Annotated in this window: 1 protein-coding gene; it reads right to left on the bottom strand. The window is 51.2% G+C overall.

Going from position 1 to position 248, the window contains the following annotated elements; translation table 11 throughout:
• A partial coding sequence (locus RYX56_RS26090) for an SAM hydroxide adenosyltransferase (RefSeq protein WP_369293571.1) occupies nucleotides 1–226 on the bottom strand: 226 nt, incomplete at its 3' end.
• Between the last annotated feature and the right edge of the window lie 22 nt (nucleotides 227–248).

The raw sequence follows: 248 nt of genomic DNA, 5'->3' as shown, positions 1-248 counted from the left end.
GTCCCTGGCTGACAGCGATTTCCAGGTAGCCGTGGCTGCCGATAAAGGCGATTGGCGCTCCTTGCTCAGCGTGCGAATAAGACTGTCCGATTCTGCCGATGGAGCGTTTGCCAATCTGGCAAAGAGCCTGATTGCGGCAATGTTCTTTCGTTATGTTTGTTATCAGATTGCCGAATCGATCTACGTATGCAACTGAACCTTCTACTCGTTTTGGCTTTATGCGCAAATCGCGAGAGGGTAGCCGTACA

The sequence above is a fragment of the Alkalihalophilus lindianensis genome (assembly GCF_032843265.1).
Lineage (GTDB): Bacteria > Bacillota > Bacilli > Bacillales > Bacillaceae_D > Alkalihalophilus > Alkalihalophilus lindianensis.
This window is presented reverse-complemented; position numbering and strand designations above follow the sequence as displayed.